At 71.9% G+C, this 1,904-nt stretch carries 1 protein-coding gene and 1 pseudogene; both read left to right on the top strand.

Going from position 1 to position 1,904, the window contains the following annotated elements; genetic code table 11:
- Window positions 1-500 (top strand): annotated as a pseudogene (locus VAE46_RS10550) (M23 family peptidase); the annotation flags it as partial.
- Window positions 501-573: 73 nt separating this feature from the next.
- Window positions 574-1,674: an LLM class flavin-dependent oxidoreductase gene (locus tag VAE46_RS10555; RefSeq protein WP_416223965.1), complete on the top strand. Its 1,101-nt coding sequence runs from the start codon at window positions 574-576 to the stop codon at window positions 1,672-1,674.
- Window positions 1,675-1,904: the final 230 nt, after the last annotated feature.

Raw genomic sequence — 1,904 nt, forward strand, 5'->3', positions numbered from 1 at the left:
CGCTTGCGGAGTTCGAGGCTGCCCTCGGGGCGATCCAGCCGGCCCGTGCGACCGTGCCGCCGGTGGCCGCTCCCCCGGGACGCCCGCCCGCGCGGCCGCGCCACAGCACCGCGCCGGTGCGCCGGGGACCGCCGCCGCGGACGAAGGGACCGGCCTGGTACACCGTGCTGGCGGTGACCGGGCTGCTGCTGTTTGCAGTGGGGGCGGGCATCCTCCTGGCGGCGGCGCTGACGCAGGGCGGCGGTGGCTCACCCGCGCCAACGCCGACGGTGGCGCCGCCGACGCCCACCGCGGTGCCCGACACGCCCGCCCCGCGGCCGAGCCCCACGGCAACCCCGACCGCGACCCCGTCGCCGCAGCCCTCGCCGTCTCCGTCGCCGACGCCATCGCCGACCGCGACGGTTCCGGCGTTCCCCACGAACGGCCCGCCGACGGTGCCGCCAACTTCGACCCCGACGCCGCCGGCGACCCCGGCCCCCTCGCCGACGGCAACGCCTTAACGTTTGTGAAATCTATTGTCTTCGATTGAATAATCCGATGGATTCGGTGGTAGCCTCCGGGCAGGAGGTGACCATGGAAATCGGCCTGTTCATGATGCCCACCCATCCGCCGGAGCGGTCCCCGATTGAGGGGGCGCGCTGGGACCTGCAGATGATCCGCTGGGCCGACGAGCTCGGGTTCGCGGAGGCCTGGATCGGCGAGCACTTCACCGCCATCTGGGAGCCCGTACCCGCGCCGGACCTGCTCATCGCGCAGGCGCTGCTGCAGACGAGCCGTATCAAGCTGGCCCCGGGCGCGCACCTGCTCCCCTATCACCACCCCGCCGAACTGGCCGCCCGCGTGGCCTACCTCGACCACCTGGCGCAGGGGCGCTTCATGTTCGGGGTCGGCTCGAGCGGGCTGCCCTCCGACTGGCAGCTGTTCAACGTCGATGGGGCGGCCGGGGAGAACCGGCGGATGACGGCGGAGGCGCTCGACATCATCCTCCGCATCTGGGACGCCGAGGGCGAGATGCGCTACGAGGGGCAGTACTGGACGGTGCATGTGCCCCCGCCGATGGTCGATGGTCTCCTGTACCACCACCTGAAGCCGTTACAAAAACCCCACCCGCCGATCGGCATCGCGGGCCTCAGCCCGAGGTCGGACACGCTGAAGCTGGCAGGGGAACGCGGGTTCATCCCGATGAGCCTGAACCTCAGTCCGCATTACATCGCCACGCACTGGGAGGTGTACGAGGAGGCTGCGCGCGCCGCCGGCCGCGAGCCGAACCGGGCCACCTGGCGGATCGTTCGCGAAGTCTTCGTCGGGGAGACCGACGCTGAGGCGCGGCGCTGGTGCCTCGAAGGCAACATGGGGCGCCAGGAGCGGGAGTACCTGCTGCCGCTCTTCCGGGCGTTCGACTTCGCCCAGTGGATGACGGCCGACCCGAATGTCTCCGCGGCGGACCTCACGCCGGAGTACTTCGTCGACCACGGCTGGCTCGTGGGCTCGGTCGAAACGGTCGCGGAGAAGCTCCTGGAGATGCACCGGCAGGTCGGCGGCTTCGGGACCCTGCTGGTGCTCGGCTTCGACTACGCCGATGCGCCCGGTCCGTGGCGCCAGTCGATGGAGCTGCTCGCGCGGGAGGTGCTGCCGCGGGTGAATCGCGCGCTGGAGCCGGTGCCGATGGGCTGACCCCCGCCTGTGGCGGCTTTTGGGCCGGCGAGAACAAACCGAGGGGGCTCGTTCGAGCCCCCTCGGCGTTTCGGTTACGCGAGCCAGCCGCTCAGACGCGGTGGCACCAGACCCAGTGCTCGCGGTCGGCGGTGCCGACGTTCCGCCATTCGGGCCGGCGGGCGCGGCATTCGTCGATGGCGATCGGGCAGCGGGTGTGGAAGACGCAGCCGGGCGGCGGGCGGAGCGGG

The organism is Tepidiforma sp., assembly GCF_034433535.1.
Lineage (GTDB): Bacteria > Chloroflexota > Dehalococcoidia > Tepidiformales > Tepidiformaceae > Tepidiforma.